At 46.5% G+C, this 21,687-nt stretch carries 15 protein-coding genes and 1 pseudogene; 5 read left to right on the top strand and 11 right to left on the bottom strand.

Translation table 11 applies throughout. From position 1 onward, the window contains the following. Positions 1-3 precede the first annotated feature (3 nt). The 3 genes from FKN93_RS01040 to envZ all read left to right on the top strand — a co-directional run bounded on the left by FKN93_RS01040 (position 4) and on the right by envZ (position 3,005). The gene (locus FKN93_RS01040) at positions 4-609 is read left to right on the top strand and encodes a bifunctional 4-hydroxy-2-oxoglutarate aldolase/2-dehydro-3-deoxy-phosphogluconate aldolase (RefSeq protein WP_170904288.1); all 606 of its coding nucleotides are present in this window, start codon (positions 4-6) and stop codon (positions 607-609) included. Between the two features lie 287 nt (positions 610-896). Then, positions 897-1,619, top strand: a complete 723-nt coding sequence (gene ompR / locus FKN93_RS01035) for a two-component system response regulator OmpR (protein WP_072670575.1) — start codon at positions 897-899, stop codon at positions 1,617-1,619. An 84-nt stretch (positions 1,620-1,703) separates the two neighbouring features. Further along, the gene (gene envZ / locus FKN93_RS01030) at positions 1,704-3,005 is read left to right on the top strand and encodes a two-component system sensor histidine kinase EnvZ (protein WP_170904283.1); all 1,302 of its coding nucleotides are present in this window, start codon (positions 1,704-1,706) and stop codon (positions 3,003-3,005) included. Positions 3,006-3,075: 70 nt separating this feature from the next. On the opposite strand, the gene FKN93_RS01025 is transcribed toward envZ, so the two are convergent. From FKN93_RS01025 to gmk, 6 genes are all read right to left on the bottom strand, one after another. Continuing rightward, positions 3,076-4,470: a uracil-xanthine permease family protein gene (locus tag FKN93_RS01025; protein ID WP_170904282.1), complete on the bottom strand. Its 1,395-nt coding sequence runs from the start codon at positions 4,468-4,470 to the stop codon at positions 3,076-3,078. Positions 4,471-4,758: 288 nt separating this feature from the next. After that, entirely contained in the window at positions 4,759-6,840 is a 2,082-nt protein-coding gene (recG, locus tag FKN93_RS01020) for an ATP-dependent DNA helicase RecG (RefSeq protein WP_170904281.1), read from the bottom strand. A gap of 69 nt (positions 6,841-6,909) precedes the next feature. Further along, the gene (gene trmH / locus FKN93_RS01015; RefSeq protein WP_004394404.1) at positions 6,910-7,596 is read right to left on the bottom strand and encodes a tRNA (guanosine(18)-2'-O)-methyltransferase TrmH; all 687 of its coding nucleotides are present in this window, start codon (positions 7,594-7,596) and stop codon (positions 6,910-6,912) included. Between the two features lie 99 nt (positions 7,597-7,695). Next, on the bottom strand, positions 7,696-9,816 hold the full coding sequence (gene spoT / locus FKN93_RS01010) for a bifunctional GTP diphosphokinase/guanosine-3',5'-bis pyrophosphate 3'-pyrophosphohydrolase (protein WP_115152787.1): 2,121 nt from the start codon (positions 9,814-9,816) through the stop codon (positions 7,696-7,698). A 38-nt stretch (positions 9,817-9,854) separates the two neighbouring features. Next, a complete protein-coding gene (rpoZ, locus tag FKN93_RS01005) occupies positions 9,855-10,127 on the bottom strand; it encodes a DNA-directed RNA polymerase subunit omega (protein ID WP_004394406.1) in 273 nt (90 codons plus the stop codon). A gap of 156 nt (positions 10,128-10,283) precedes the next feature. Next, positions 10,284-10,907 (bottom strand): guanylate kinase, encoded by a 624-nt coding sequence (gene gmk, locus FKN93_RS01000; RefSeq protein ID WP_040903908.1) that lies wholly within the window; start codon positions 10,905-10,907, stop codon positions 10,284-10,286. A gap of 395 nt (positions 10,908-11,302) precedes the next feature. Here gmk and FKN93_RS00995 point away from each other — a divergent pair, with 395 nt between their 5' ends. Next, positions 11,303-11,974 (top strand): 7-cyano-7-deazaguanine/7-aminomethyl-7-deazaguanine transporter, encoded by a 672-nt coding sequence (locus FKN93_RS00995; RefSeq protein ID WP_004394408.1) that lies wholly within the window; start codon positions 11,303-11,305, stop codon positions 11,972-11,974. A gap of 127 nt (positions 11,975-12,101) precedes the next feature. Here the strand turns inward: FKN93_RS00995 and FKN93_RS00990 are convergent, their stop codons facing one another. The 3 genes from FKN93_RS00990 to FKN93_RS00980 form a co-directional block, all read right to left on the bottom strand. Continuing rightward, positions 12,102-12,623 (bottom strand): hypothetical protein, encoded by a 522-nt coding sequence (locus tag FKN93_RS00990; RefSeq protein WP_170904280.1) that lies wholly within the window; start codon positions 12,621-12,623, stop codon positions 12,102-12,104. A gap of 111 nt (positions 12,624-12,734) precedes the next feature. Further along, positions 12,735-14,516: a sodium:solute symporter family protein gene (locus FKN93_RS00985; protein ID WP_004394410.1), complete on the bottom strand. Its 1,782-nt coding sequence runs from the start codon at positions 14,514-14,516 to the stop codon at positions 12,735-12,737. A 5-nt stretch (positions 14,517-14,521) separates the two neighbouring features. Continuing rightward, positions 14,522-14,782 (bottom strand): DUF4212 domain-containing protein, encoded by a 261-nt coding sequence (locus FKN93_RS00980; RefSeq protein WP_154169935.1) that lies wholly within the window; start codon positions 14,780-14,782, stop codon positions 14,522-14,524. Positions 14,783-15,130: 348 nt separating this feature from the next. On the opposite strand from FKN93_RS00980, the gene FKN93_RS00975 reads away from it, so the two are divergent. Next, a complete protein-coding gene (locus tag FKN93_RS00975) occupies positions 15,131-16,870 on the top strand; it encodes a potassium/proton antiporter (protein WP_154169937.1) in 1,740 nt (579 codons plus the stop codon). A 71-nt stretch (positions 16,871-16,941) separates the two neighbouring features. Here the strand turns inward: FKN93_RS00975 and FKN93_RS00970 are convergent, their stop codons facing one another. Next, positions 16,942-17,571, bottom strand: coding sequence for a response regulator transcription factor (locus tag FKN93_RS00970; RefSeq protein WP_154169939.1), 630 nt, complete (start codon positions 17,569-17,571; stop codon positions 16,942-16,944). Positions 17,572-17,757: 186 nt separating this feature from the next. Beyond that, positions 17,758-21,319 (bottom strand): annotated as a pseudogene (gene pulA, locus FKN93_RS00965) (pullulanase-type alpha-1,6-glucosidase). Positions 21,320-21,687: the final 368 nt, after the last annotated feature.

Genomic DNA, 21,687 nt, shown 5'->3' with positions numbered 1-21,687 from the left:
ATGATGACTCTTGAACAGCGCTTGGCGCAGATAAAAATTGTTCCTGTGATTGCGATTAACCATGCTCAGCAAGCGCTGCCGCTGGCCAAAGTATTGATGGAAAATGGCCTGCCGTGCGCGGAAATCACTTTTCGTACAGAGGCGGCGCAAGAGGCTATTCGTCTGATGCGCGACGCGTATCCTGAGATGTTGATTGGCGCTGGGACGGTGCTAACCACGGCGCAAGTCGATCAAGCTCAGCAAGCGGGAGCGGATTTCATTGTTAGCCCAGGGCTCAATCCCACCACAGTGAAATATTGTCAGCAACGTGGCATCGCCATTGTGCCAGGGGTGAATAACCCCAGCTTAGTCGAGCAAGCGATGGAACTTGGTTTGCGCACGTTGAAGTTTTTCCCTGCCGAGCCTTCTGGCGGCGTCGCCATGCTCAAAGCGCTCAGCGCCGTTTATCCGGTCAAATTTATGCCAACGGGGGGCATCAGTGCGGCTAATGTGCAGCACTATTTGGATTTACCATCGGTCGTGGCTTGTGGTGGCACTTGGATGGTGCCGACAGACCTGATGGATAAAGGTGATTGGCCAGCGATTGCTAAGTTGGTACGCGAGCTGTAACGTTTTATCGGTCCTTGGCACCATGCAGAGATAACTGTCTAAGCCAACCGTGATGGTTGGCTTTCTTGATCAATCGATGCCTTATTTTATCTTTTCTAGCGATACGTAAGCGTTAAAGCTTGAAATAAGGGGCTTTTTTGGCTTCGATTATCCGTTATGATGAGTAGTCGGTCGAAAACAGGTAATAAATGCTAACAATTCTTTAAATTGCTCACCGTGCAACAGTGTTACATTTTGTTTGCCCTCATCTGTGCGGGTGTCATCTCTTTTTAGTGGGATCAGTGGACATGCAAGAAAACTATAAAATTTTAGTGGTTGATGATGATGCGCGTTTGCGTGCATTGCTCGAGCGTTACTTATCTGAACAAGGTTTCCAAGTTCGTAGCGTTGCCAATAGCGAGCAAATGGATCGGCTGTTAACCCGTGAAACTTTCCATTTGATGGTGCTCGATCTGATGCTGCCGGGCGAAGATGGCTTATCGATTTGTCGTCGTTTAAGAAATGCCAATAATCTTATTCCGATTTTAATGCTGACGGCAAAAGGCGACGAGATTGATCGCATCGTAGGTTTAGAAGTGGGGGCGGATGATTATTTGCCGAAACCCTTTAACCCTCGTGAACTGCTGGCGCGGATTAAAGCGGTATTACGTCGCCAAGTAATTGAAGCGCCCGGTGCGCCGAGTGCTGAAGATACGATTGTCGAATTTGGTGAGTTTCGTTTAAATCTGGGTACGCGAGAAATGTTTCGTGGTGATGAAGCGATGCCACTGACTTCTGGTGAGTTTGCGGTATTAAAAGCTTTAGTGACCAATGCTCGTGAGCCTTTGTCACGTGACAAATTAATGAATATGGCTCGTGGTCGAGAATACTCAGCGATGGAGCGTTCTATCGATGTGCAAATTTCTCGTTTGCGCCGTATGTTAGAGGTTGACCCAAGCAAACCGCGTTATATTCAAACGGTGTGGGGCTTAGGTTACGTCTTTGTGCCAGATGGTAAAGCCGCCAGTTAAGATTATTATCTGCAGCCAGTGTTCAAGATGTCCACTGGCTGTTATCGTTTTATCCCTCCATTATTCTCACACCTTAGGTGCACTATGCGAATCCGTAGTTCATTTACCCAAACGATTCTGCTGTTTTTTACCCTCTTGGTTGCCAGTCAAGCGTATTCCTATTTTGCGCTGATTAATTATGCGCTGATCCCAAGCTTGCAGCAGTTCAATAAAATTCTCAGCCATGAAATCAGTTTGATGTTGGATGATAGCTTTACCGATGCTGAGCCTAATTTAGATCGATCGCTACGTTTGCGGGTGTTGGAAAAGCTTGGGGTTGAGATCTTTAGTGATGATGGTCCGGCGGCGGATGAGTTTCAACGTGCGATCAGTATCGATTTGATGAGCGATAAAATGAGCGAAGAACTGGGCTCTCCGACGGAAGTACGCATGGGCGTTGGAGCAGAAAGTTATATTTTATGGATGAAAATCGAACAGTTACCTGAGCAAATCTTACGTATTCCGCTGACTGAATTACGGGAAGATGATTTTGCTCCCCTGTTTCGTAACAGTATTTTTGTCGCCGTACTGATCTTGGTTGGAGGATGGTTGTTCATTCGCTTGCAAAATCGTCCTTTGATTGCGTTAGAAAGAGCCGCTTTGGCGGTCGGACGAGGTGAGATCCCGCCGCCAATTGTAGAGAGTGGGGCCAGTGAAATTCGCGCGGTAACTCGCGCATTTAATCAAATGTCACAAGGCATTCAAGCGCTGGAAGAAGACCGAGCCTTATTGATGGCGGGAATCAGTCATGATTTGCGAACGCCACTAACGCGAATCCGCTTAGCAACCGAAATGATGTCCCCTCAAGATAGTTATCTCGCTGAAGGGATCATTAGCGATACCGAGGAGTGTAACGAGATCATCAGCCAGTTTATGGACTACTTAAAGCCGGTTGATAAACAAACTTTTCAAGCGGTCGACCTCAATGAGATTGCTGGAGACATTGCCAGTTCCGAAGGTGGTTATGAGCTGCACATTGAAACGGATTTTCAAGCCGCGATTGAGCCAGTATTTGGCAATCCTATTGCCATTAAACGGGCGGTGAGCAACTTAGTGGTGAACGCGTTACGTTATGGCAATGGCTGGGTGAAAATCAGTACTGGGGTAACGGCGGATAAACGTATGGCTTGGGTCTGTGTTGAAGACAATGGTCCAGGGATTGATCCGAGCCAAGTGCAAAAGGTCTTTGAGCCCTTTATTCGAGGCGATACTGCGCGAGGCAGTGAAGGCACTGGCCTTGGGTTGGCGATTGTAAAACGTATCGTTGGTCAGCATCATGGCGCGGTTGTTTTAAATAATCGTAGCGAAGGTGGCCTTAAAATTCAGCTCAGTTTTCCAACCAAGTAAGCCTGGCAGTCTTCAGTCAGGGATCAAGCCGGTTAGCGTATCGCCAACCGGCTTAATTATTTGAACTCGCTTATGGTTGCTCAGTGACGGTGGTTTCTGACTCTTGGCGAGTCGAGTGCTCCGGCAATAAGAGATTGAGTAGAATCGCGGTAATGCCACCTGCGGCAACACCAGAAGAGAAAATACTTTTGATGATTTCTGGCATAAATTGCAGAATTTCAGGTTTTTGCGCAATGCCTAATCCCATCGAGAAAGACAGTGCCATGATTAAAATCGCTCGGCGATCAAGCTCAACTCGTGAAATGATTCGTACCCCAGCGGCGGCAATCGTACCGAACATGACAATCGTTGCGCCACCCAGTACCGGCTCTGGAATTAACTGCACAAAGCTTGCTACACCGGGAAATAGCCCAAGTAACATCAGCATCGCCGCGATGAAATAACCGACATAACGGCTGGCAACGCCAGTTAATAATATCACCCCATTATTTTGGCTAAAGGTTGAGTTAGGGAAACTATTCAGCAGTGCGGCGAGAGCGGAGTTAATCCCATCAGCCAGTACGCCTCCTTTGATACGCTTCATATAGACTGGGCCTTTGACCGGTTCTCCTGAGACTTCCGAGGTCGCAGTGATATCGCCAATCGCTTCTAACGCCGTGATCAAAAAAATCAACACTAATGGAATGAATAAAGACCAATCAAAGCTTAGCCCATATTGCATTGGGATAGGCAGGGCGATGAGACTGTTTTGAGGGCGCTGTGTGGTATCGACCATGCCGAGTAAGTAAGCCATGATATAACCGACCAGCATAGCGATGACGATAGAGGCAACGCGAATATACGGATTGCGAGCTCGGTTAAGGATCACGATAAGCGCTAATACGGTGCCTGCTAAAGCGAGTTTATCAAGGCTACCAAAGCTACCATCACTCAGTGCGCTGTAGCCGCCTCCGATAGAGACTAAGCCGACTTGGACTAAGGTCAAACCGATTAACGTTACTACGATACCAGAAACTAAAGGGGTAATGATCCGCTGGGCAAACTGCAGCACACGTGATAGTAAAATTTCAGAAAAAGAAGCGACTAAAATGGTACCAAAAATCGCCGCCATCATAGTGGCGATATCCGCTCCGCCCGCTTTCAGCGCGAGGCCCGCGCCAATGATTGGCCCCAGAAAGTTAAAGCTGGTGCCTTGAATCGAGAGCAGTCCCGAGCCAATCGGCCCGAAGGTTCGGATCTGAATAAAAGATGAAAGACCAGAGGCAAACAGCGACATACTAATAATGGTATTGGTTTGATCGGCCGGAACCCCTAACGCTTGGCAAATGATCAATGACGGTGTGATGACGGCAACGAACATCGCCAGTAAATGCTGGATCGCGGCGAATAAAGTTTGGGGCAAAGGCGGGCGCTCATTTAATTGATAGATCAATTCAGAGGGACGCGTATCGTGTTGGTGACTCATGATGGTATCCTAAAATGACAGTCGATGACGTGCGCTGAATGGGTCGTCACCGTTGAGTTTTTATCGCCTGTGATTGCTGTTAATCAGGCTCAACTCTGAGTTGACCAAGCCGGATTCTCTGCTTGCTATAGTCCAGTGCTAGTAGAGAAATCGTCATCTTGGTGATTTTGGGCGAGGATTATAGAGCCTTAATCAGAAAAAGCAAACGTTTGCTTTTCAATGTATCAATAAGAGGTAACAGACATCATTGTACGTTCAAGTAACACGAAAACGAGAATGTGGTGAATATTATGCTTTGGCGTAGACTTCGCGCTCACCGAGCCAGCGTTCAATAATCGCATCAGCATGAGTGGGGTAGTGATCATGAATGTGCCGTGCCATTCTTTGTACTTCTGGTATCAAGCGTTGATCACGGACCAGATCGGCAATTTTGAAATCAGCTAATCCGGTTTGTTTCGTGCCCAATAATTCACCCGGACCACGAATTTCAAGATCGCGCTGAGCAATCACAAAACCATCGTTGCTTTCCCTTAATACAGCCAAACGTTTTTGCGCGGTTTTCGATAAGGGTGAACGGTACAGCAGCACACAGTGACTGGCGACAGAGCCTCGACCGACTCGGCCACGCAATTGATGCAATTGTGCTAAACCTAATCGCTCTGGATTTTCAATGATCATCAAGCTAGCGTTCGGTACATCGACGCCGACTTCAATGACGGTGGTTGCCACTAACAGGTGCAATTGATTGTCTTTAAAGGCTTGCATCACCTGCAGTTTTTCCGCGGGTTTCATGCGCCCATGGACCAAGCCAATCTTAAGTTCAGTCAACTGGCGCTGTAGTTCTTCAGCGGTATCGGCCGCAGCTTGCGCCTCCAGCACTTCAGATTCATCAATTAAAGTACAGACCCAATAAGCTTGTTTATGCTCATGCAGGCAAGCATGACGAACCCGTTCGATGATATCACTGCGCTTGGTATCCGGAATCGCCACGGTTTGGATGGGCGTTCGTCCGGGAGGCAGTTCATCAATAATTGAAGTTTCTAAATCCGCATAGGCGGTCATGGCAAGAGTACGTGGGATCGGGGTCGCAGTCATAATTAACTGGTGTGGATAAGCACCTTGTTTTACGCCTTTTTCACGTAGCTCTAAACGTTGATGTACGCCAAAGCGATGCTGTTCATCAATAATGACTAACGCAAGGTGATCAAACTCAACCTGCTCTTGAAAAAGCGCATGGGTGCCAACGACCATTTTCGCGGTGCCACTGGCAATCTGCGTTAATTCAGTTTGCCGAGCTTTGCCTTTTAGTTTACCGGCAAGCCAAGCGACTTGAATTCCTAACGGAGCAAACCAGTTGGCGAAGTTTGCCGCATGTTGTTCGGCCAGTAATTCGGTTGGGGCCATCAGCGCCACTTGATAACCGTGTTCAATGGCTCTGAGTGCGGCTAAAGCGGCGACTAACGTTTTACCGGAACCGACATCTCCTTGCACTAGGCGCATCATTGGATGGGCTTGGCTAAGATCGGTTTCAATCTCTTCTACGACTCGTGTTTGTGCTTGAGTTGGTTGAAACGGCAGCAGGGTAAGAAATTGTTTTTTGAGTTGGCCTTGAGTGATGAGAGGCAGCGCCGCGTCTTGTTGACCTTTGCTACGCACCGCGAGCATGGAGAGGTTTTGCGCTAATAACTCCTCGATGATCAGGCGAACTTGAGCGGGATGACGTCCTTCATCAAATTGGCTCAGGTCGATATCAGTAGGCGGGCGATGCAAAATATGCAGCGCTTGAGCGAGGCTGATCTGTTTATCGTACAATCCATCAGGCATCAGTTCTTGTACCGCGGCTTTATCGAGTAGCGCAAGAGCTTGTTCGGTTAAGCTGCGCAGTGTGCTTTGCCTTAGGCCTTCCGTGGTTGGATAAACAGGGGTCAGGGTTGCCTCTTCGGGTTGTGTGTCTTGTGGCTGAGTATAAAGCTGATAATCGGGATGGATGATCTCCAGTCCGTGATTTCCGGGTTTGATCTCGCCAAACGCATAAATCACCTTACCAATCGCAAAGCTATTTTTCATCGCTGCAGTAAAATTGAAAAAACGTAGCGTGAGAGATCCATTACCATCACTGATCTTTACGGTGAGCATTTTCCGCCGCCCAAAATGGGTATCAGTGGCGGTTATTTTACCTTGAACTGCTGCCCATAATCCTGGATGTAGCTTGACCATCGGATAGATGCGTGAACGGTCTTCATAACGCAGTGGAAGATGAAACAGCAGATCCTGTACATTGCTTAAGCCAACTTTAACAAGCTTTTCCGCGACTTTAGCGCCGACACCCGAGAGCGATGTTAATGGTATTGCGGAAAGAAGCTGCGACATAATATCAACCAGTTAATCAGAAATGGTACGTGTTATTCAATCATTGAGCTGTGTATTTGTACAGTTAAATTATGCGCGCTGCATCGCGTCCCACCATTTTTTATCAGCGATGATCTGCCCTTGATCGTCCAATAATGGGTATGCCAGTCCTTTACGTTTGGCGACTTTAGCCAAAACCGGATGACCGCGTTCAAACAAAATACGCTGAATTGTTGCTTGGGATAGGGCGCTTTGTTCGCGGTCATACATCCCAGCTTGCTGACGCTGGCGCTGCGCTTCATATAAGATCAGCGCACTAGCCACCGAAACATTCAAGGATTGAACCATACCCACCATGGGAATAACAATATCATGATCGGCCAATTGTAAGGCCTGTGGCGAGATGCCTGACTTTTCACTGCCGAAAATGATGGCGGTGGGTTGGGTGTAATCAATCGCTCGAAAATCGATAGCGTGCTCGGATAAATTGGTCACCAATATTTGCATGCCGGTCTCTTTTAAGTGACTGACGGCCTCTAGCGTGCTGTTGTGAGTCTGGACTTCAACCCAATTGCGCGCTCCTGCCGATGTGTGGCTTAAGGTGCGCATTTGTTCGTTTGGCCATACAGCATGAATTTGGTGTAACCCAACCGCATCGGCGGTGCGGATCACTGCAGAGACATTATTCGGTTTGTGGACTTCTTCCAAACAGACGGTTAAATCGGTTTGACGGGCTTTAAGCACATCTTGAATGCGTTGATAACGTTCTAAATTCATAAATCTATTTATGTGCTCGCGTTGTGCTGCACACCTTTTCTTAGTCAGTCTATTGCTAATAAAAAAGCCCTGATTCAGGGCTTTCTGTGCGTTAATGGGTTAGTACTTTCTACGCCGCACTTTTAAGGCGTTTGGCATCACGCGGATTTTTCGCATGATCCCCGCTAAGTGGACTCGGTCTTTGGTGCTTAACAGTACCGTCACGGTATACAAACGGCCATCGCGCTCTTCGGTAGAGAGGCCGTGAATGTTTGAACCGGTATTGGAAATAACATTGGTTAAATCGGCCAGCGCACCTTGACGATTGTGCATATCCACCGTCAGTTCAGCGATAAAGTCTTGGTCGTAATCTTTGGTCCATTCCACCGCCATGTATTTATCGGGCTCTCGTTGGTAGCCGCGTACATTTGGACAGGTTTCACGGTGTACAACCAAGCCGCGTCCCGGAGAAACATGAGCAATGATCGAATCATCAGGGATTGGATGGCAGCAATTAGCGAAGGTTAATAAAATGCCTTCTGCGCCGCGGATAGGCAATTTTTTCTTCGCCGAACCGTCAGGGTTTTCTGTTTCGTTGAGCTCATCGGCATTGCCCAGTAAGCGACGTGCGATGACGATACTCATTAGTTCACCCAAACCAATCGCGGCGAGTAAATCTTGCTCGTTAGCGATTTTAAGTTCACTTAATACATGGGCAAAATTTTCTGGGCTGATGTCGGCCAGTGAGCGCTCACCGAGGGCGTGGTTGAGCAGTCGGCGACCTAAGGTGATTGACTCTTCGCGGCGCATGGTTTTCAGCACTTGGCGAATTTTAGTTCGCGCCCGAGAGGTCACCACATAGTTGAGCCAAGCGGCGTTTGGTCTTGCGCCGGGCGCACTGATAATCTCAACGGTTTGACCATTTTTAAGTGGTTTGCTCAGCGGGTAAGGGTTGCGATCGACTCGTGAACCCACGCAAGTATTACCCACATCAGTATGAACCGCGTAAGCAAAATCGACCGCGGTAGCGCCCATCGGCAGTTCCACGATGCGCCCTTTGGGAGTAAAGACGTAGATTTCATCGGGGAAGAGATCCGATTTTACGTTTTCAATAAATTCAAACGAGTTACCCGCGCTTTGTTGTAGCTCAAGTAAACTTTGCATCCAACGCTGGGCTTTGACTTGCGCCGTGGTGCCTCCTCGTTCGCCATTAGCTTTATAAGACCAATGAGCGGCAACCCCTTTGTCGGCCATTTGATCCATATCTTCGGTGCGAATTTGCACTTCGACAGGGACGCCATGTGGGCCGACCATGGAGGTATGTAACGATTGATAGCCGTTGGCTTTAGGGACCGCGATGTAATCTTTCACTCGCCCTGGGCGTGGTTTATATAGGCTATGGACTTGGCCCAATACGCGATAACAGGTATCGGCCGAATCGACAATCACTCGAAAGGCGTAGATATCCATAATGGTGTGAAAGCGCTGTTCTTTAGTCTTCATCTTGTTATAGATGGAATAAAGATTTTTCTCTCGGCCAACCACTCGCGCTGAGAGGTTGACTTCTCGTAAGCGATCTTCAATTTCACTATGGATGCGTTGAATCATCTCTTTGCGATTACCACGAGCCGCTTTGACCACTTCTTTGAGGACCCGAAAGCGATTCGGATATAAGGCTTCAAAACCGAGCTCTTCGAGCTCGGTTTTAATATTATGGATACCTAAGCGGTGAGCGAGAGGGGCATAGATCTCTAATGTTTCACGGGCAATTCGCCGTTTTTTATCGGGACGCAACGCACCGAGCGTACGCATGTTGTGCGTACGGTCAGAGAGTTTGATCAAGATGACTCGAATGTCTTGCACCATCGCTAGCACCATTTTGCGAAAATTTTCCGCTTGGGCTTCTTTACGATCGCGAAACTTGAGTTTATCCAGTTTAGACACACCATCGACCAGTTCGGCGACAGCGCTCCCAAATTGGGCTTCTAGTTGTGCTTTAGTGGCAGAGGTATCTTCGATAACATCGTGCAGCAAGGCCGCTTGCAGTGTTTCTAAATCCAAACGCATTTCTGCTAGGATTCGAGCCACTGCAACAGGGTGGATAATATACGGTTCCCCGCTTGAGCGGGTTTGCCCTTCATGAGCATCTCTTGCCACTAGGTAAGATTGGCGCAGAGCCTCTATTTGAGGCTCTGTGAGATATTCTTGGACAACACTTTTGAGGCTATCGAATAGATACAAATTTCAGGCCCGTCAGTTGAATCCTTGCTGATACAGAATTAGCGGTTATGAACGATGCTGCTTACCGCGGCTAATTCTGCTGCTTCTTGCTCTTGTTGCTCTTGACGCTCACGATTATCAAGTACATCTTTCGTGATCAGACCTTCTTCGATTTCGCGTAGAGCGATAACCGTGGTCTTATCGTTCTCTTCCGGCACTAGAGCGTCTTTACCGCCCGTTTGAATTTGACGAGCGCGGCGAGCCGCAATCAGAACTAAGTCGAAACGGTTGCCAACTTTTTCAACAGCGTCTTGAACAGTTACGCGTGCCATGAGAACTCCAAATAGTTAACTAAAATAGGGTTGATTGTAAAGTATACAGCCTAACGCTAACAGATACTAGCGACAGGCGATGCCCAAATTACATCGTCATCCAACGCAAGTCAGCCGTGTTAGTGATGGCGACTTTCGTTGGTGGACAAGGCGGGGTTATTCCGCCAATAAAGCCGCGATCATCGATTGATATTTAGCGGCTTGTTTATCTTGCTTTAATCTTTCTGCGCGTAAGATGGCTTTAAAGTCCATCAAAGCGACATCGAAGTCGTCATTGACGATCACATAGTCGTATTCACAATAGTGAGAGATCTCAGAGCGAGCTTCGCTCATACGTTTAGCAATCACGGCTACGCTGTCTTGTCCACGTGTATTCAACCGGCGCTCCAGCTCTTCTTTGGATGGCGGTAGAATAAATACGCTTTTTGCGTGAGGCATTTGCTGGCGAATTTGTTGCGCGCCTTGCCAATCAATATCTAGGAAAACATCAATGCCTTTCTCTAGCGTATCTTCGATCCAGACTCGCGAGGTTCCGTAGTAATTCCCGAACACTTCGGCGTATTCGAGGAATTCACCTTGCTCAATCAGTGCTTCAAATTGTTCTTTTTGCACAAAGTGATAATGCACGCCATCTTGCTCTCCAGGCCGCATTCCACGAGTGGTATGTGAGACGGAAACCTTCATCGCATAGGTTGGGTTTCGTTCCAATAGTCCTGCAATTAGGCTAGATTTTCCTGCGCCACTAGGTGCAGAGACAATATACAGAGTACCTTTGCCCATTTATTCGGTTCCACGTTTGAGTTGGAAGATGAGAGAAACGCTATTTTATCATTGTAAATTAACGCTAGTTTTATCTTAAGACTAGCACTGACCCAGTGTAATGCCGTTTAGAAAGTGGCAATTTCGGTCAGAAAAATGGACGCGAAGAGTAGCATGATCCAGCGGATCGGCTCAAGTAAAAGCTGTGGCTATCTCGATAGGCTAATCTGTGTACAGAAAAATTTCTTATTGAAGATAACGATTGCTTAATAAGTAACCCTTGCGAGCTTATCCTGTTTGCGTATAATCGCCGCCCTTAATTCAGCAATTGTTGTTCGATTAAGTAACATTATTAACTGAAGCTGCGGCTTCCCTTTGGGTTCCCTCGCCCCCAAACCAAACTAAAAAGGTCCAATATGAGTCCGTTTACTCCTGCTCAGTTGCGCAAAGCGCTGGTGTATTTAGTGTTATTTCATTTGGTGATTATTGCGTCAAGTAATTACCTTGTTCAACTACCGTTCACACTGTTTGGTTTTCACACCACGTGGGGCGCGTTTACGTTTCCTTTTATCTTCCTTGCCACCGATTTAACGGTACGTATTTTTGGTGCTGGTTTAGCGCGTAGAATCATCTTTTGGGTGATGCTTCCTGCGCTTGCGGTTTCCTATTTGTTATCGGTGATTTTCTTTGAAGGCCAGTTCCAAGGTTTCACACCACTCAGTGAATTTAACTTGTTTGTTGCGCGTATTGCGGTAGCGAGTTTTATGGCTTATTTGCTGGGGCAGATCTTAGATGTGCATGTCTTTAATCGCCTAAGACAGATGAAACAATGGTGGGTAGCGCCAACCGCGTCAACCCTATTCGGTAATGCACTGGATACAGTAGCCTTTTTTGCAATTGCTTTTTACCAAAGTCCAGATCCGTTCATGGCTGAGCATTGGACTGAGATTGCTTTGGTCGATTATGGTTTGAAGCTCTTGATCAGCTTAGGTCTATTTGTTCCGATGTATGGGGTGCTACTGAATTATTTAATTAATAAATTGACCTTGGTTAAACCCGAAACGTCAGGTAAGCCGATCAAGATATGAATAATCAGCCCAGCATAATGCTGGGCTGAATTGCACTTAAAGCGACGGACCGTTTAATGTTAGCCAGTCATGCCTTACTCGAGACAGCAAAACGCTGATAATCACTAAGCTTATTTTTAACGTTGGGTTAGTTTCGCTGACACAATAAAAGCAATAATCGATCATCGGCTGCTAGCTTGTACCAACCGGCTGTTAAGTTTTCTTCTGTCGCAGGGATCTGTAAATCTTCGCTAAAATCTGCGCGGGCACCGGCCTCACAATCCACGACTTGATGTACGCGTCTGGCATGCATTCGTCGTTCAAAAAAATATAAGTCAACCAGAACTAATGCAGAGTAGCGTTGATTAACGCTGGCATTATTAATATCAGCGGCAACAAAGCGCAGTGTTTGTGGGTAAAGATAACTCCAAGGTCGCCAGCCTGAACTTTCTTGCGCTGTGCGTATCACTTCAACGCCAGCAGGTAATAGACTGCGTTGATGGCTAAACCAGGTGTATTCTGAGTAAATCTGAAAACCCAACATGCCAGCTCCGGCAAATACCGGAATAATCCAATTAGGTAGTTTTTTCAGGGTGATCGCTCTCAATAACAAGGCGATGCCTGCGGCGCCTAAACCAGCGGAAAAGGTGGCAATTAATTCCCAAAACATACGGTCATCCTACTCAAACATAGTGTCTTGCTAAAAATTCGGGCTTTCAGTTGAAAGCCCGAGTGTACAGTGGTGAGTTGATGTTAATCTTGTCACCTTGGTTGCGATTGATTAATGGTCAATCGCAACACCAGCGCCTTTTGGATAACGAACGCTTTCTACCAAGTCCTGGATTTCTTTTGGTGGTGGCGCGGTAACCGCGGATACCGCAAAGGCAACAGCAAAGTTAATCATGGCACCCACAGCACCGAATGATAGCGGTGAAATACCATAACCGAATGAGCCAAATAGCCAGTTATCCGGTGTATTGGGCAGCATATTCGTGCCCGGGATAAAGAACCAACCTAAATAAGTAAAGATATAGAGTAGAGTCACAATTAAACCTGTTAGCATACCGGCAATGGCACCAGCGCTGTTAATACGCTTAGAGAATATCCCCATCATCAATGCTGGGAATAAGGTTGCTGCTGCGATACCAAAGGCAAGGGCTACCACCTGCGCAGCAAACCCGGGCGGATTGAGCCCTAGATAGGTAGCCAGCAAGATAGCACCGGCCATGGAGATCCGAGCGGCTAACATTTCTCCTTTTTCACTGATGCGTGGATTAATAATATTTTTGATTAAGTCATGACTAATGGCTGATGAGATGGCTAGTAACAAGCCTGCGGCGGTTGATAATGCAGCGGCAATACCACCGGCGGCGATTAAGCCGATAACCCAACTTGGTAAATTGGCAATCTCAGGGTTGGCTAATACTAAGATATCATTATTTACCGTTAACTCATTGCCAGCCCAGCCGCGCTCTGCCGCTTTTTCAGCAAAAGCAGGAGTGTCGTTGTACATTTGGATTCGGCCATCATTGTTTTTATCATCCCAGCGGATTAAGCCAGTTTGCTCCCAAGTTTGAATCCAGTCAGGACGTTCTGCGTAATTAAGCGCAGGCGCACTAGGACCATCAGGATAAAGGGTGGTTAATAGGTTTAAACGTGCCATAGAGGCAACCGCTGGAGCAGTTAAATACAGTAGGGCGATAAACACTAAGGTCCAGCCAGCCGACCAACGTGCATCCGCCACTTTCGGTACCGTGAAGAAACGGATAATAACGTGTGGTAAGCCTGCCGTACCTATCATTAATGATAAGGTAAACAGTACCATATTCAGTTTATTACTGACGTCAGCGGTGTAATCTTGGAAGCCAAGTTCACTGACAATTTCGTTTAATTTCACCAGCAGTGGTAGGCCTGATTCAGTGTGAGTACTAAACATACCGAACATAGGAATCGGATTATTGGTTAGCTGTAATGAAATAAAAACCGCAGGAATGGTATAGGCAATAATTAACACTACATATTGAGCAACTTGGGTGTAAGTAATGCCTTTCATACCGCCGAATACGGCGTAAATAAATACCACAGCAGCAGCGATCCAGATCCCCGTAGAAGAGCTGACTTCTAGGAAGCGGGAGAAAGCGACACCTGCGCCGGTCATTTGACCGATAACATAGGTCACGGACATGATAATTAAACAAACAACTGCCGTGATACGAGCGCCTTTGCTGTAAAAGCGATCACCGATAAAATCAGGCACGGTAAATTTACCGAATTTACGTAGGTAGGGTGCTAACAGCATGGCTAAAAGGACATACCCTCCCGTCCAGCCCATTAAGAAAGAAGAGTTGGCATAACCACCGGCAGCCAGCAAACCCGCCATCGAGATAAATGAAGCAGCAGACATCCAGTCGGCGGCGGTTGCCATACCGTTAGTAATCGGATTAACGCCACCACCGGCGACGTAAAACTCTTTCGTTGACCCAGCGCGGGCCCAAATGGCGATACCGATGTAGAGTGCAAAAGAGGCACCAACAAACAGTAAGTTGATTGCAAATTGACTCATGAAAATTACTCCTCTACACCAAATTTTTTATCTAACTTGTTCATTTTCCATGCATAGATAAAAATGATCGCGATAAAGGTAATAATTGAACCTTGTTGTGCAAACCAGAAGCCCAGATCCGTCCCGCCAATATGAATGCCAGCGAGCATCGGGCGCAGCAAGATTGCAAATCCATAAGATACTAAGGCCCAAACGATCAGGCTAATTGTTATGTAGCGCAGGTTAGCGCTCCAGTAAGCAGCGGCGTTGTTGTCATGATCAGCCATAGTTGTGTCCCTTCTTCCCTGTAATGTTAAATTATTGTTACTCTTGAAGGTTAGCAGGCTTTATGCTGGCGATCTGTGCAACTTTAGTCGTGATGGGGGCTGTTTTATTTGCTTGATTTATAATGGTTTATTTTTGTTTTTAGCGGTTTTTTTAGTGAGTAGAGCGAAGATATTAGCCAAAGGTATAATAAGCGCTATTCGCTCAGTGAGGCGTCTTTGCTGGATCTATTTTGTCTAAATCGTCATTTGTTTACATAAAATTTTCGCTATTGTGACATAAAATAGTGCACAATATAGCCCAGAGACAATGGCTTAGGGCGATATCATTAATCGATGATAGGAGGATACGTGGACGCAGTTACCATTAATAGTTTTTTTCTGATTGGAGCATTACTGATTGCATTAAGTGTGTTGCTCAGTCCCGTATCATCCAAATTAGGCATTCCGATTTTATTGGTTTTTCTTGCGGTCGGAATGTTGGCTGGGGAAGATGGTTTAGGGGGAATTGTCTTTGATAATTACCCTTTAGCGTATTTAGTCAGTAACTTAGCGTTAGCGATCATTTTGCTCGATGGTGGGATGCGCACTCGGGTGGCGACCTTCCGTGTTGCTCTGTGGCCGTCGATCTCCTTAGCCACTTTTGGGGTGGCGATTACCACCATGCTGACAGGCTTGATGGCCATGTGGCTCTTTGACCTGAGTTTATTACAAGGGATCTTAGTCGGTGCCATTGTTGGTTCTACGGATGCGGCGGCCGTTTTCTCGTTACTTAAAGGTCGCAGCCTAAATGAACGGGTAGGGGCGACACTGGAGATTGAATCGGGCACCAACGATCCAATGGCGATATTTCTTACTGTGACTCTGATTGCTGTATTGGGTAATCAAGGCCTAGATTTAAGTGCTGGATTTTTAGCGCTGAGTTTTGTTCAGCAATTTGGTGTTGGTGCGTTGATGGGCTTGATCGGAGGTTGGCTATTGTGGAAGTTGATTAATCATACTCAACTTCCAGAGGGGCTATATTCGATTTTAACCGTCAGTGGTGGCTTAATCATTTTCGCTTTGTCCAATGCTTTAGGTGGTAGCGGTATTTTGTCGATTTACTTAGTCGGTTTACTGCTCGGTAACCGTCCAACTCGTGGTCGCCAGTCAATTTTAAACGTGTTGGATGGTATGACGTGGTTGGCTCAAATTGGCATGTTCTTGGTGCTAGGGTTATTAGTCACTCCTTCTAATTTACTGGATATTGCTTTACCAGGATTAGCTTTAGCGTTTGGGATGATCGTCTTTGCGCGTCCGTTGTCGGTGTGGATAAGCTTACTGCCCTTTAAAAGTTTTACTGCGCGTGAAAAGTGGTTTGTTTCTTGGGTTGGCTTACGCGGTGCGGTGCCGATTATTTTGGCGGTATTTCCGATGATGGCCGGATTACCAGACGCGCAGTTGTATTTTAATCTCGCATTTTTCGTGGTTATGGTCTCCCTAATCGTGCAGGGAGGCTCACTAACTCAAGCGATGAGTTTGGCTAAAGTGGAACTGCCCCCAAAACCCGAGCCGATTTATCGTACTGGTATCGAAGCTTTTCCTGCCAGTCAGTGGGAGCTGTTTGTCTATCGACTCAAAGAAGATAAATGGTGTATCGGTGAACCGCTACGTAACTTGTTTATGCCTAAAGGTACTCGAATAGTCGCAGTGTTTCGCGATCAACAACTGCTTCACCCATCTGGGAGCACAACATTACAAGAAGCAGATACGCTTTGTGTGTTAGGACAAGAGAGGGATCTTCCAGCCTTAAGCCAATTGTTTAGCGAAGCGCCAGAAAAAGCCTCGTTAGCTCGCTTTTTTGGTGATTTTTTCTTGGACATTAATACCAAGTTGGTCGATGTCGCCTTGTTGTACGGTTTAGATTTAGGTGAGCAATCGGCAAGTCTGACGTTGAAAGAGCTGGTTGCTGAGCAGTTAGGTAACAGCCCTGTATTGGGGGACTATTTTGAATGGTACGGTTTGCAGTGGGTAGTCGCGGATGTGGTCGATTGGCAAGTGACTAAAGTTGGCCTGCGGTTACCGCCAGAAGAGAGCTTAGCTGAAAATTAACTGCCTAGTTATGTGAGCCGTCGCCAACACCCCAGCGGCTTCCAGTAGCAAGGGGCTATTTTATCACTGGCTTAGTTATCTAATTGCTTCAGTAAAATGACGGCCTGGGTGCGATTCGTAACGTTGAGCTTGCGAAAAATGGCCGTCATATGCGCTTTGATGGTGGCTTCGGAGACATTGAGTTCGTAGGCAATTTGTTTGTTGAGTAAACCATCCGATAGCATACCGAGCACTTTGTATTGTTGAGGGGTGAGGGTGGCTATTTTCTCGGCTAAATCATTGCCTTGATTAGGCATATCCGCTAATCCTGCGGGGAAATAAGGTTCGCCATTGAGTACCTGATTAAGGGCGCTGATCAAGCTGCGCATATCGCTCGATTTAGGAATAAAACCAAACGCACCATGATGTTTGACTTGAGAGACTATCGCTGATTCGTCACTGGCAGAAATAACCACGATGGGCAACTCAGGGTAAAGCGCGCGCAATTGAATCAAGCCCGACATGCCATTGGCTCCGGGCATTTTCAGGTCGAGCAGCAGTAGGTCAACATCCGCTTGCTGGCTTAATAAGCTCAATAAAGCGTCTAATGAATCTGCTTCAAGCAAATGAGCCCCGCTGATCGCCATATGCACGGATTGAAACAGCGCATTACGAAACAATGGGTGATCATCAGCGATAATAATGGTGTAGGTCGAATCCATGACGTTAATTACTTTTGAACATTTAGTTACAGAAATTATTGTCTTGTTTGTTGATAGTCACAATGGCGATGAACTAAAAGTCTGAACTGTATCGCCTTTTTATTGTGCTCAATGAAAAAAGCGTCAAATGGGTAAGCACTTGACGCTGAATGATACGCTTCGTTTACGAGCTTCTTTTTTAGCCTATTAGTTGGCTGGTTTCTCAAATACCGCCACAGACCAAGCCGGAACCGATAACTTACCGTTATTGACATTGGCTCCCGCACCAATCGAGTTCGCGCCAGCGTTTTGCTGAATGCTATGCTGCTGATAGCCAGTAGCGTCAAAGTTGGCAAAGTTTGCTAAAGGTTCTGGTGAGGCGTTAATTACCACTACCAAACCTTGGCGCTCGGCATCAATCGCACCATCAAAACGCTCACCGCTATTATCCATGCTCATGACAATCACACCAGCAATTTGCTCGCTGCCTGTGTTGTGGAATTGAACTCTATCGATAATGGTTTGCCCTTTACCCAGAGTGAATAGACCAGATGAAGCGCGCAATTGAACCAGCTCATGGAAGTAATTCAACATGGCTTCTTTCTGCGCTTTATCTGGCTGAGCGTTAGTGCCTGCTCCGGTTATCACGTCTTCAATTATCTTCCAGTTCTCGCCATCTTTATCTTCACGAGGTAAGCCGATATTCCAGTTGTGAGTGTCCATGGTGAAATCGACGCGGTTATACCAATCACCAGAGTCGTAAGAGTCACGCTGCATCGATTTAGAACGCAAAATCTCACTGCCCATATGAATAAACGGCACCCCTTGACCTAATATCGCCGTCGATAAGCTCACCGCCTGCATGCGCACGCGCTCATCGCTTGTAACGGTATAGGCAATCTTGAACTGGTTATTGTCCCATAAGGTTTGATTATCATGTTTGGAAACGTAGTTCTGGATTTCCCAAGCATCTTGCGCATAGCCTGTGGGCTGGCCGTTGTAATCGAGTTCAGATCCCTTAATTAACTGGTCTTTGCTATCGGTAAATTTAAAATCTTTTAAGTTACCGGCCATACCGACCCGTACAGTATCCGCCAAATGTAGTGCGGTGGCACGGTTATCGCTTACCGCTAGATCATTGGGCAGAACATAGATGCCATTACCAAAGCCTTGGTTACTACGTAGATAATCTTGACTATCAAAGGGGCCGCCGCCACGCACAGCATCCCGTAGGCGATCCGAGAATGAACCTATCCCCGTACCGGCTAAGTTAGCTTGGCTGGCTTGCTTGAATTGGCGATCATTGGCCACTTCACCAAAGTTCCAACCTTCACCATAGAAGTAGACATCAGGGTTGACCTCTCGTGCCACTTCTAACGTATGGACAATTTGCGTAAGTGGATGATGGCCCATTAAATCCCAACGGAAGGCATCAATTTTGTATGCTTTGGTCCAGGTATAAATCGAATCATCAATTAATTTCGCAAACATCCGATTTTCTGGCGCGGTATTCGAGCAGCAGGTAGAGGTTTCTACTTGACCAGAAAACTCGTTCAAGCGCTGGTAATACCAAGGGACAATTTTATCGAGTACCGACTTATCTGAGACGCCAGCTTCATTGGTGTGGTTATAGGCAACATCCATAACCATGTTCATACCAATGTCTCGTTTCACCGCCATCACCATCTGACGGAACTCTTTAATGCGCGTTGTGCCATCAGGGTTGGTTGAGTATGAGCCTTCGGGAACGGTAAAGTGGAAAGGATCATACCCCCAGTTAAAGCTATCGACATCGCGCACAAAGCCATTGAGGCGTTGCACCACAGGGTTTTGTTTATGGTCATCGCCTTTTAACTGATGGAATACTGCCGAAATGGTCATGTTACCGCTACAATAACTACCAAAATCACGATCGTTTTTGCACCGCGGGCTGTAATTGACACAGTTTGCTAAATGGCTGATCAATATCGGCTACTTTGGTTGGGTCTTCATTAATGGTAGCAATATCAAACACAGGTAATAGGTGCAGGTGAGTAACGCCTGAGTCCACTAACGCCTTTAAATGCTTAACCGGTACGGTGTCTGGCTGAGCAAAAGCCGTATATTTACCACGGTGGGCTTTCGGTGTGCTGTCATCTAAAGCGGAGAAATCGCGCACATGGGCTTCATAAAGCACAAACTGAGCAGGGTTAGCTTGCGGATGAGGCGCTTTTAAGTCATCCCAACCGGCAGGTTTAAGGTCAGGATGATAGAGATCCACCACTTGGCTATATTGTGAGTTCATCGCCAAGCTAAGTGAATACGGGTCCGTAACTTCATAGCTTTCCACTTTATCCGTGGCTGGATGATAAACCGTTACTTGATAGCGATAAAAATCGCCATGCTTGAGGTTGGTGTCTTCTACTGACCAACTGCCGGATTTAGCATCAAATTCCATTTTTATAGGCGTTTGGGCTTTTTTATCAGCACCATAAGGGAGCAGCTTGACGGATTGAGCGGTTGGCGCCCAGAGACGGAAAGTGGTTGTATTGCCATTCGTTAGTGCGCCGTATGGCAACTTGACAGCCTCATCGGCATAGAGAGCATCTAAGGCACTGGCGGGTTGCACTTCTGTGACTTGAATTACTCCTTGATTATCACTGGCGACTAACCAGAGCTGACCTTTGACTAATTGTTTCAATTGCTCTTCGCTATAGTCAAAACTAAAACCAACAAAGTCATCTTTGAGATGTGGTTTATCTGATGTCCAATCATGGGCGGCTCTAAGCTTAGAGGTGAACTTGCTATCAAAACCAGTTACCGATTTATTGGCGGAATCAAAACTGAGCTCACCTTGCGCTGAATGATAGAGTGTTACTGAGGTTGCCTCTTTATTGCCGACTAACAAAGTCTTAGCGTCAGCAAATATAGCACTGGCACCGATGACATCCACTTGGCCTTGTGGCAAGCGTGCTAATGGTTGATAAAAGACTTTATTGGTGCCTTTAAATAGCATCCCAATCGCTCCAATCACCCCTTGTTGAGCAAACTCAAACTTTAAGTTATCGGTTTGATAATCGCCATTGCCGTTAGTATTGGCGATAAGGTTTATACAATCACCATTGTTGTTGATGGGTAAGTCCCAATAAGCGCCATAGGTTGGACTGAATCCAGAAGGGCGGAGTCCCGGCCAGCTTGTGTCTCCGGCATCGTAACTGCTGCATTCGCCGGCGTTCCAAACATGTAGTGTAAAATCGCTTTCGTCACCATCTTGGCTATTAAGGTAAATACGTAATGTATCTTGTTTTAAGTGACTTCTAGCAATTAACTCAGGGTAAACGGCAGCTACTCCTTGTTGAGTATAGACGCTGGCATTTTCCCCTAGTTGGGTTAAGTCAATTTTCGTATCAAGTTCACCCAGTGGTTTATCGTTACCAAAGTGAGGGATCATATTGATGCATTGCGAAGCATCTTGCCTGTAGGGTAGGTGCCAGTAAGCTCCGAAGGTGGCATCAATCCCATTAGGAACGAGACTATTGTTCCACTCGGTATTGCTTCCTGCATAGGCTCGACAATGGTTATCGTTCCATACGTGGAGAGTGAGCCCCTGATAAAGATCGTTATCGCTAGTTTGACTGCGTAATGTGGGGTCAGCTTTATAAAAAACGGTGACCGTTTGTGCTTCTGCGGCGATATTATCATCCGATGACGAGTTACAACCGACCAGTAAGCCGCCTGCCAAAATGGGCAGTATGGCTTTACTTAATGCCGAAAAGTTAGGTTTGTTCACGTTCTAAGTCCCTAGTTTTCTATCTAATCTATAAAAAATTAATTAAAAATTTCATAGAATTAGTGAGGTTATGAGTTCACTGGATATGCTAGGGATAAGTAACCTCTACAAAATGTGAGCTACCGCGGTAAAGATTTTTTAGAGCGATAAAAATCACCGTCTACGAACCATTATCACGTTTGGTAGGTTGAATGGCGTTCGATAAGCGCACACTTTGCAGGATAAGCAAGGGGGATGAGCTGAAGAAAATTTACAGCAATAGTCTTATTGGCCAAGGAAATGCTTGGATGTTGAAAGTTGCTCTCTGGTTATGATTATCGTAAACGGCGTGTGGTATCACAAAAAAGGGAGAGATATTTAATTAGGGA

It is taken from the genome of Vibrio sp. A8-1 (assembly GCF_013048685.1).
GTDB lineage: Bacteria > Pseudomonadota > Gammaproteobacteria > Enterobacterales > Vibrionaceae > Vibrio > Vibrio metschnikovii.
Note: the sequence above shows the minus strand (reverse complement) of the source record. Positions and strands in the feature narration are given on the sequence as shown.

Bases quoted from the DNA above. Each gene is read 5' to 3' on its own strand.
- FKN93_RS01040 (WP_170904288.1), top strand. From the start codon at position 4: ATGACTCTTGAACAGCGCTTGGCGCAGATAAAAATTGTTCCTGTGATT.
- ompR (WP_072670575.1), top strand. From the start codon at position 897: ATGCAAGAAAACTATAAAATTTTAGTGGTTGATGATGATGCGCGTTTG.
- envZ (WP_170904283.1), top strand. From the start codon at position 1,704: ATGCGAATCCGTAGTTCATTTACCCAAACGATTCTGCTGTTTTTTACC.
- FKN93_RS01025 (WP_170904282.1), bottom strand. From the start codon at position 4,470: ATGAGTCACCAACACGATACGCGTCCCTCTGAATTGATCTATCAATTA.
- recG (WP_170904281.1), bottom strand. From the start codon at position 6,840: ATGTCGCAGCTTCTTTCCGCAATACCATTAACATCGCTCTCGGGTGTC.
- trmH (WP_004394404.1), bottom strand. From the start codon at position 7,596: ATGAATTTAGAACGTTATCAACGCATTCAAGATGTGCTTAAAGCCCGT.
- rpoZ (WP_004394406.1), bottom strand. From the start codon at position 10,127: ATGGCACGCGTAACTGTTCAAGACGCTGTTGAAAAAGTTGGCAACCGT.
- gmk (WP_040903908.1), bottom strand. From the start codon at position 10,907: ATGGGCAAAGGTACTCTGTATATTGTCTCTGCACCTAGTGGCGCAGGA.
- FKN93_RS00995 (WP_004394408.1), top strand. From the start codon at position 11,303: ATGAGTCCGTTTACTCCTGCTCAGTTGCGCAAAGCGCTGGTGTATTTA.
- FKN93_RS00990 (WP_170904280.1), bottom strand. From the start codon at position 12,623: ATGTTTTGGGAATTAATTGCCACCTTTTCCGCTGGTTTAGGCGCCGCA.
- FKN93_RS00985 (WP_004394410.1), bottom strand. From the start codon at position 14,516: ATGAGTCAATTTGCAATCAACTTACTGTTTGTTGGTGCCTCTTTTGCA.
- FKN93_RS00980 (WP_154169935.1), bottom strand. From the start codon at position 14,782: ATGGCTGATCATGACAACAACGCCGCTGCTTACTGGAGCGCTAACCTG.
- FKN93_RS00970 (WP_154169939.1), bottom strand. From the start codon at position 17,571: ATGGATTCGACCTACACCATTATTATCGCTGATGATCACCCATTGTTT.